We start from the raw sequence: 8906 nt of genomic DNA on the forward strand, positions 1-8906 counted from the left end.
AATGATTTAATTTATAAACTCAGCTCTAAAATAGGTGTAGTAAAGGTTGGTTTTTCCTTCAAAGCCAGATCGTGTACCAAAAAGAAGCCATGCATTGCCAAATTCATCAGTTGTAACTTGAGCATGAAAACGTCCGGACTGAACCTCTTTGATCTCAAATCCATATCCCTCTTCACAATCTCTGCTATTGGCAATATTGCCCATGATGGCGTTCTGATACCACTCCTGAGGATTTCCCATCTGCTGGGTGTTCAGCAGTACATAACCGTCGTCAGCCTCTCCTTCTATGATGGGTTCCGGACGAATGTCTGATGCATCTGCAATGACTTTTACGGTTTCACCCGGTGCTCCGCCCACCCCTGCGCAGTTTGATGGAGTTTCTGTAGCAAAACGAACCGTAAAATGTACTCGATACGTTCTGTTCGGTTCCAGACCATTAACTTGATTTCTAAAGAGCATTTTCACGTCGTCACTTCGGTTAAATGCGGTGATGTAGTAACCGTTATTTTCTGAATTCAGGGGATCAGGCAGAGGTCTGATTTCACTCTCGAACTCCATGTTCTCTTCATAGCTTACCGGGTAACCGGTATAGAACGGCTCCCAATCAGTTTCACCGCTGTTAAAATCGGACTCAAATGTTGTAACAGACTCCTCACCACCGGTTAGGTTACAGCCTGAGAATAGTAAGAGAGGGATGATCAGAAAGATCAAATAATTTGTGTGATTATGTTGTGCTTCTGTTTTGAATGATTGCTCATAACTGAATAGCATATTGTGTTGAGTCTCTGAATTCAACTTATCGCTACAATTTCAGTACGAACTGGAATCGAATATGTTATCCATGAACGGTGGTCAATAAGTAGGATAACGATGAGACTTCTGTATGCAATAGAATTGAAACAAATTGAGCAGCTCTAATCGAACTCAGCAGGTACAGGCATAATTGATTTTTGGTCAGATTTTGTCAGTTTATCGACTGTTCATTTTTGACATTCTAAACCTATACATACAGTAAAAACAAGAGGAAGTATTTTCTATCTAAACTCGATTTAAAATAGGAGTTTGTACATCTGCCTGTAGGAAATAAAGACAAATATGTCTAAAATAGAAACAGATGGTTAATACATCATCAAAAAATGGGAAATCAATGATACGAGAAGAGAGTTTAACCATAATCATATTTCTGCTTTCTTCTATTAGTTTTACCGACCATTTATCACTGAATGGAAAAGAATCGAAGTGTACCCAAACCGGTAGGCAGTGATTCACTTTTTTCCAAGGATGATGAATATCAGGAATCAGAAGATCACTAAAACGGACAAGTTGTGATCAGAATTGAATGCAAACTGTCCATCAATTAAAAGAGAGGTAAATTAATGAATTCTGCACATATACATTTAATCGTGAATCACGTTCCCGTTATACTCACTATATTTTCACTTTTTGTTCTGTTGGCGGGCTACTTTTCGGGAAAACGGGAGTATTATAAAATTGCATTTGTGGGATTTGTAATCGCTGCACTGTTTGCCATTGTAACATTCTTTACGGGTGAGGGTGCGGAAGATATTGTCGAAAATATTGCCGGTTTTTCTCATGATGCCATCGAAAACCATGAACATGCAGCCGAGACCGCCCGATTATTTGCCATCATTCTGGGAGTGTTCGGGCTCGGAGGAATATTCTATTTCAAAGATAAGGAAGTGAAAGGTTACAAAGTGTTTATGATCATTACTTTAATTCTCGCAATCGTGGCATCGGCATACTTAATCTATACTGGCTATCTGGGCGGATTGATTCGGCATACTGAATTAACAGGAGTGTAAGGCTTAACTTTTCAGATTCTGTTTCATCACAGCAGCAACAGAAAGATTTATCGATTTGAACATTTACTTTTTCGAATGGAGTGCAATTCTGTTTCCCTCGGTATCTTCAATCAGAGCCATAAATCCGATGTCGGGTGTGATTTCAGTTTTCTTCTGAAGGATGTTTCCACCTGCTTTTTTTATACGCTTAAGTTCAATGTTTACATCGTCTGAGGAAAAGTAAATCAAAGTGCCATCATGACTTGGCTTGTAGTGATCATCAGCTTTGATCAATGATCCTCCCGCACCTTTTTCCTCTTCGTTCCATGGAAAGAATGCCATTTCAACACCCTGGATTGATTGAATATTTAGATGGGTATCGAAAATAGAATTGTAGAATTTGATTGCCCGACCCATGTCTTTGACAGGAATTTCAAACCATCCTACCGTTACAGATTTAGAACTCTGTGTCATCTCTACTCCTATTTTATTTCGGTTGAAAGGATAAGATAACAGACCGGATACTTAACTAAATTCGGAAGTTTTCATCAACCCAAAAAAAGAGCCCTGAAATGTTGAGATCTCAGGGCTCGTAAATAGACGTTAAATGATCAGGAATTATAGATTTCCGAACTCATACTCCTTCGGCGGTTCGGTATTCTTCAGGTGTTTAACGAAATAGTCCCAGCGTTTACGCATCATGTACGGTTCGCCGTAATAACCGTGACCGCGATTTGGGAACATGATCAAATCAAAATCCTTGTTTGCCTCAATCAGTGCATCCACAACAAGCAGTGTGTTGAATGGCGGAACGTTGGTGTCTAACGTTCCATGGGTGATTAGAAGTTTGCCCTTCAGGTTTTCTGCAAGTAACGGGTTCGACTGATTATCGTAATTGGTTCCGTCTTCAGTTTCAACCAGAAGTCCCTGCCATTTTTCACCCCAGGCATCCGTATAATTTCGGTTGTCGTGGTTGCCGGCACTGGAAACAGCCACTTTGTAGAAATCGGGAAAAGCCAAAATAGCACGGGTTGATGCAAATCCGCCACCTGAATGGCCGTAAATTCCAACTCTGTCAATGTCCAGAAAAGAGTGTCGATCTGCAAGCTGTTCGATGGTTGCAATCTGATCCGGAACTCCGTTATCTCCCATATTTCCAAAGTAAAAATCGTGGAACTCTTTGGATCGACCCGGTGTACCTTGAGCATCCACTTCCACAACAATAAAGCCAAGTTCAGCCAGTGCCTGCTTATCAGATCTGGAGGCTCTGAAGGAACGGCTACCCACGCTTCCGCTTTGCGGACCCGGATAGAGATAGTTCAGAACCGGATATGACTTATTCTCATCTAAATTAGATGGAGTGTACATCAAACCGTGAAGATCAGTTTCTCCATCGCGGGCTTTCACGGAAAACGGAGTCGGAGCGGTCCAACCGTGTGCAATAAGATCTGAGATGTCTGCCTCGGCCAGTTTCACTAATTCGTTGCCCTCAAGATCGCGAACTACAGTTACCGGAGGAGTGTCGGGAGTGGAGTAGGTATCGACCACAAAGCCGGCGTTAACATTGAGATCCACATTATGATCTGCGATTCCGGGCGTGAGCAGTGTAAGTCCGCTCCCGTCAAAATTGATTTTGTATAGATACTGGAAGTAAGGATCGCCCTCTTCACGAACAGAACCGAGGAAGTAGATAACCTGATTCTCTTCATCGATGTGCTGAACCTCGCGAACGTTCCACTCTCCGGATGTAATCTGATTTTTCAGGGTTCCGCTGTTTGCATCATATAGGTAGAGATGCCCCCAGTTGCTGCGCTGTGACCACCAAATGATTTCATTGGAATCTTTCAGAAATCTCCAGCTTATGGAGTTGATACCTGATTCGAAAAAAGCCTCCTGACGCTCATGAAGTACAGAAGTGACATCGCCGGTTACGGGATCTGCGATTTGTAAATGTGCCTCTTTGTGGTCTCTGGAAACAGAAACAAAAGCGAGTCTTTCACTGTCGCTGCTCCATTCGGCATCGAGCAGGGAACCATCGCGGCCGGCAATATGATCGGTGATGGTTGATCGCTGGTAGTCGGGCTCCATATCGAGCCGAACAACCTCAGGTTGATCCCCGTCCAGGTTAATCACAACCCGCTCTACCATAAAGATGTGTTCATCGCCGGGTAGCGGATATTTCCACTGCTGAAGCTCGGTGTGACCTACGGCGGTGGAGACAAGATTCATATTCTTAACATTCCGTGCATCCTGCTGAAATGTGGCAATCCGTTTAGAATCGGGTGACCAGATCATCACCGGGGCATCGCGTTTTGTCCACCCGGCATTGTTCGTTGCATATCCATAATCTTTCTCGCCGTCGAACGTCAATTGAGTTTCGGTTCCGGTTTCGAGATCTCTCATCCATAGATTATACTCCCGAATAAAGACAACTTTGGTTCCATCAGGCGAAAGGGATTCCGTAAATCGATTGTATTGAGTTTCCTGTGCGGTTGTGTCGCAGGTAGATCCGGATAGATCACAGCTATAGAGGTAGCCGCTATGGGAAAACACAACTTTTGAACCGTCATTGTTGTAGCTGAAATCTCTGAACGGAAGAGATGTTGCCGTAAATTCACTTCCGGTCAGTTCACTCATTGTTGCTGCGAGCGCACTGTGGTTGAATGCGTGATCAATCTCGCCGGTAGCCGGATCAGCTACATAAAATTCAGCTCCGCCGGATACGGTTTGCCTGTAGGTTAGCCTTCCGTCGTCCAGCCAATTCTGGTTTGAAATGGTGTTGTAAACCAAAGAGGATGTATGTTGTGCCAGAAAAGATTCCGCTCGGCGATAGTCCTCTTTTGTTACGGATTCTTCAGCAGATTGTTCTTGTTGAACGGGCTGAGATTGATTGATAGCTTGTTCTGAAGCAGCACATCCTGATAAAAGCAGCAGGATGATGACCGCTGAAAACATGCGAAGATTTGAGAAGGTGGTAAGCATTTTCGCCATGATGTTCAGTTAAGGTTAAAATTGAGCAGTATTTAGAGAATATAGGTATTCGGCCGGATTTGAAAAGTAAAAGGTTGAACGATGAAAATTGAAATCGGAGTCGTCTAAATTTCTATCGACTTGGTTAAAGTCCGTGCCCGTTCAAACGTAGCATTCATTTTGTCACCCAATAGCGTGTAGTGGCCCATTTTTCGTCCCGGTTTGCTTTGCAGTTTACCGTAAGAGTGAAGATGTCCATCCGGTTCGGCAATGGCATCAACTGCATGTTCAATGACGGCTTCTCGCCGGTGGGTGCCCAGCAAGTTAATCATTACGACTGCAGGTTTTCGCAGATCCGGAGAGCCAAGAGGGAGTCCACAAACAGCTCTTACATGATTTTCGAACTGTGAAGTAATGGCTCCTTCGATGGTATAGTGCCCGGAGTTGTGAGGACGGGGTGCCGATTCGTTGAGCAATACATTCCCATTTTTTGTAAGGAAAAATTCAAAAGCAAAAATTCCTTTACCGTTTATGGCTTCCGTGGCAGCAACGGCAAGCTGCTGAGCCCGTTCACGTACCGACCGATCTACCTGTGCCGGAGATTTTACAGCCACATTAATGTGATTCTCCTGCACCGTTTCGCAACAGGGGTAGACCACATGACCGGTTTCATTTCGGGCAACCTGTACGGCCAGTTCGTGTGTAAAGTCGACAAACGCTTCGGCTACAATATCGTGCCCTTGTTCACCGCCTAAATTCTTAAAAGCTGTTTCCGCTTCTTCAATGGTTGATACAGTTTCATTCCCATACCCGTCGTACCCCCCTTTGGATGATTTAAGCAGATAGGGCCAGCCGTGCTTTTCACCAAATGCTTTCAGATCTTCACGGTTTTGAACAAGCTTGTAGGGTGTAACGGGAATACCGGCTTTTTCAAAAGTTTGCTTTTCGATCAGTTTGTTTTCAATCAGCTCAAAACTTTCGGGGGAGGGAAAAATGGGTGTGTCAGAAAGTTTCTGAACCCGTTTTAAAACGTCGGAGTCTATAAACTCATTTTCGAGAGTAATGACATCACACTCTGCGGCAAATTCTGCCATGGCTTCAACGTCATCAAACGAAGCCGTCGTGGAATAAGGAGTCATGAACTGAACGGGCTCATTCTCTTCCCGGTCAGAAAATACGGCAACCTGCATGCCCAGTTCAAACGCTTTGAGAGATGACATGCGGGCGAGCTGGCCGGCGCCTAAAAAACCGATTTTAAAATCTGTACGTAGAAGTCGCGACATTTATAAAAAGATTGTGAAATTTGAAATTAACCAGCGGAAAGGTAAAAAATGATTGGGATTATATTGAGCGATATTTCAACCTGTCTGTGAAAAAAGCGCTTCTTTGCAGTATTGAGTAGAGATGGCAGAACTGTTGAATCAATAGTTCGATTAAAGTACATAATTCAATATCTTTGGTGTCTATTAAAACAACGACTTTGAATGGATTTAGAAGATAAATTACAGCAAATCAAGGAGCGGTACGATGAGATTAACCAGGCAATGGCTGACCCTGCCATCTACGATCGTCCCTCCGAATACGCCGAGCTGACGAAAGAGCACACTCAGCTAAAAGAGCTTGTGGACGATTTTGATCGCTGGAAGGAGATTCATCAGCTTTTGAAGGGAAACAGTGAGCTGATTGAAGCCAATGAAGACGCTGAGATTACCGAAATGGCTCGGGAAGAGAGCAAAGAGCTGGAAAAGGAGCTCGAAAAGCTGGAAGAATCAATAAAATTTAAACTGATTCCAAAAGATCCGGATGACTCTAAAAACTGTATCGTGGAGATTCGCGCGGGAACCGGCGGCGATGAAGCCGCTATTTTTGCGGGCGACCTTTTTGATCTCTACCGCCGATATGCGGACAATCAAAACTGGAAGATGAATATTCTTTCAGTAACTGAAAGTGAGAAGGGTGGATTTAAGGAGATTGTTTTTGAACTCTCCGGCAATGAAGTTTTTGGAAAGATGAAATATGAGAGTGGTGTGCACCGTGTGCAGCGCGTTCCCGAGACCGAATCCCAGGGGCGGGTTCACACATCAGCTGCAACTGTTGCTGTCCTTCCTGAAGCAAATGATGATGTGGATATCGACATCAACATGGGAGATATCCGTGTTGATACTTTCCGTGCAAGCGGCGCAGGTGGACAGCACGTGAACAAAACAGACTCGGCAATTCGGCTTACTCACGAGCCTTCGGGCGTTGTGGTAGAGTGCCAGCAGGAGCGGTCGCAGCATCAAAATAAGGCGAAAGCCCTGGTGATGCTAAAGACCAAACTGTACGACATGGAGATGGAGAAAATACGGGCCGAGCGAGCAGCAGACCGGAAAAGCCAGGTATCAACCGGAGACCGAAGTGCCAAAATCAGAACGTACAACTATCCGCAGGGGAGATTGACGGATCATCGTATTAACCTGACGCTTTACAATCTTGATGACATCATGAAAGGAAACATCGATGATGTGATTGAGGCTCTGCGATTGGAAGATAATCTTGAGAAACTAAACGCGATCATGCAATAGAGAGAATTTTATGGGGAGATTTAATTGAACCGTAAACTCCTGACATTGCTGTACTATTCGAATTGAAAATCAAATAAAAAAACAGAAAAAAATTATTAATACAGTGAATTTTCCGAACCCTTTTTATAGATGGCGCCCGCATCCATGGCACGGCCTGGAAGTTGGTGAAGAATCACCCAAAATTGTAAACGCGTTCATTGAGGTTACCTCTTTTGATGCAATCAAGTATGAAGTGGATAAACTAACCGGATACATGCGTGTGGATCGGCCTCAGAGAAGTTCATCCATGCCTCCATCACTTTATGGATTTATTCCAAGAACCTATTGCGGTGACAGAATTGGCGGTTTATCTGATCATACAGACATTGGTGATGGCGACCCACTGGATATCTGTGTGCTGAGTGAACGTCCGATTGACCGTGCTGAGGTGATTTTGAATGCCCGAGTGATCGGCGGTCTGCACATGATCGATAATGGTGAAGCGGATGATAAAATTATTTCGGTGCTCGAAAACGATCGATACTACAAAGATGTGCATGATGTCTCTGACCTGCCGGAAGTGATTGTGGAAAGGCTGCGTCACTACTTCGGTACCTATAAACTGATTCCCGGAAAAGAATCAAATGTGTTTGTGGACCGAGTGTATGACAGAGAGTTTGCGGAGAAAGTGATTACTGCCTCTATCGCAGATTACCACGATATGTTTGGTGAGTAGCAGGGGCCGCACGAGGCATGTTATCTCAATAAAGCAGTAAACTGCTCAATTTGAGGTAGTTTAACTGAGGAGCTAAATTTTATTATCGGGAGGCATATTAAGATACCATGTCTAATATGCCGGCCATAAATGACCGGCCCGTATATTATGCCCATCGTTTGATGGGCATTTTTTAATTGGTTGAGTGATTCCTATTCGTGGCACGACTTTGAGTCGTGCCACGAATGTTTTGATCTTCAGTCCAGATCCATATCCAACCGATTCTTCCGCTTCACCAGGGTTAGAATCGTATATTCGGCTACCAGCTCATTCTCTTGGTTGGTCACCTGCACATCAAACCAGACCATTCCATACGGCTCTTTGTCGGTTTCCCGTTTCTGACGAACCGTTTTCTTTTTTACGATCAGTTTGACCTGAATGGTATCACCCGGAAAAACCGGTGCCACAAATCTCAAATCTTCTAACCCGTAGTTTAGCATCACCGGACCGGGTGCCGGATGCACAAACATTCCCGCTGCAGCTGACAGAACGAAATACCCATGTGCTACCCGTTTCCCGAAGAGAGAATCTTTGGCAGCAACATCATCAAAATGAGCGTAAAAATGATCGCCGCTTAATCCCCCAAAATTTACAATATCGGCTTCGGTTACCGTTCTGCGGTGCGTGGTCAATGCTTCACCGACAGTCAAATCTTCGAAATACTTCCTGAACGGATGAACTTCTGATTCTTTTGTCTCAGCACCTTTCACATACTGCTGAACGATGTTCATAATGGTAGTGGGCGATCCCTGAAGTGCAACCCGCTGCATGTTGTGCAGAACAGCCCGTGCACCGCCAAGTTCTTCTCCGCCACCT

Annotated in this window: 8 protein-coding genes; 3 read left to right on the plus strand and 5 right to left on the minus strand. The window is 44.3% G+C overall.

Going from position 1 to position 8906, the window contains the following annotated elements:
* Positions 1 to 6: 6 nt before the first annotated feature.
* A complete protein-coding gene (locus tag BG260_RS13245) occupies positions 7 to 771 on the minus strand; it encodes a hypothetical protein (protein ID WP_069133440.1) in 765 nt (254 codons plus the stop codon).
* Between the two features lie 605 nt (positions 772 to 1376).
* On the opposite strand from BG260_RS13245, the gene BG260_RS13250 reads away from it, so the two are divergent.
* Positions 1377 to 1823: a DUF2231 domain-containing protein gene (locus BG260_RS13250; RefSeq protein ID WP_069133441.1), complete on the plus strand. Its 447-nt coding sequence runs from the start codon at positions 1377 to 1379 to the stop codon at positions 1821 to 1823.
* A gap of 63 nt (positions 1824 to 1886) precedes the next feature.
* Here BG260_RS13250 and BG260_RS13255 read toward each other — a convergent pair whose 3' ends face one another.
* The 3 genes from BG260_RS13255 to BG260_RS13265 all read right to left on the minus strand — a co-directional run bounded on the left by BG260_RS13255 (position 1887) and on the right by BG260_RS13265 (position 6055).
* Positions 1887 to 2276: a VOC family protein gene (locus BG260_RS13255; RefSeq protein ID WP_069133442.1), complete on the minus strand. Its 390-nt coding sequence runs from the start codon at positions 2274 to 2276 to the stop codon at positions 1887 to 1889.
* A 144-nt stretch (positions 2277 to 2420) separates the two neighbouring features.
* The gene (locus BG260_RS13260) at positions 2421 to 4793 is read right to left on the minus strand and encodes a S9 family peptidase (protein ID WP_245683972.1); all 2373 of its coding nucleotides are present in this window, start codon (positions 4791 to 4793) and stop codon (positions 2421 to 2423) included.
* Between the two features lie 104 nt (positions 4794 to 4897).
* Complete coding sequence (locus tag BG260_RS13265) at positions 4898 to 6055, minus strand: 5-(carboxyamino)imidazole ribonucleotide synthase (RefSeq protein ID WP_069133443.1); 1158 nt, start codon at positions 6053 to 6055, stop codon at positions 4898 to 4900.
* Positions 6056 to 6256: 201 nt separating this feature from the next.
* Between BG260_RS13265 and prfA the strand changes: the two genes are divergently transcribed.
* Together prfA and BG260_RS13275 are read left to right on the plus strand one after the other, a co-directional pair.
* Entirely contained in the window at positions 6257 to 7336 is a 1080-nt protein-coding gene (gene prfA, locus BG260_RS13270; RefSeq protein WP_069133444.1) for a peptide chain release factor 1, read from the plus strand.
* A 103-nt stretch (positions 7337 to 7439) separates the two neighbouring features.
* Complete coding sequence (locus BG260_RS13275) at positions 7440 to 8051, plus strand: inorganic pyrophosphatase (protein ID WP_069133445.1); 612 nt, start codon at positions 7440 to 7442, stop codon at positions 8049 to 8051.
* A gap of 236 nt (positions 8052 to 8287) precedes the next feature.
* Here BG260_RS13275 and BG260_RS13280 read toward each other — a convergent pair.
* The coding region (locus BG260_RS13280) for a MaoC/PaaZ C-terminal domain-containing protein (protein ID WP_281179609.1) at positions 8288 to 8906 on the minus strand (619 nt) is incomplete at its 5' end.

Origin of the sequence: Rhodohalobacter halophilus, from assembly GCF_001715195.1 — a bacterium.
In the GTDB taxonomy this organism is placed as follows: Bacteria; Bacteroidota; Rhodothermia; order Balneolales; family Balneolaceae; genus Rhodohalobacter; species Rhodohalobacter halophilus.